General features: G+C 39.6%; 1 protein-coding gene. It reads right to left on the bottom strand.

All coding sequences use genetic code 11. From position 1 onward, the window contains the following. A partial coding sequence (locus tag CWC30_RS18515) for a YehS family protein (RefSeq protein WP_502704758.1) occupies positions 1–217 on the bottom strand: 217 nt, incomplete at both ends.

A 217-nucleotide genomic window follows, 5' to 3' on the forward strand; every position in this document is an offset into this window, starting at 1 on the left:
TTACTTAAATCAAAATAAACCAACGCACAGGACGCGCACACTTCTTCTCCTTTCCTATTTAAAGCAATCCGTAGCTTCATAAAAATAATATTGTTGTTCAATTTACTTTCAGGCTCTGGCTGCTCACCTACACGCTTGCCGCGCTTGGTATTTATAAAACCATTTAAAAATACCGCAAATTCAGTGTCACTTATTGGTGTATACCCAGGCTCGCCCT

Source organism: Pseudoalteromonas sp. S4741 (assembly GCF_005886135.1).
Classification (GTDB): Bacteria; Pseudomonadota; Gammaproteobacteria; order Enterobacterales; family Alteromonadaceae; genus Pseudoalteromonas; species Pseudoalteromonas tetraodonis.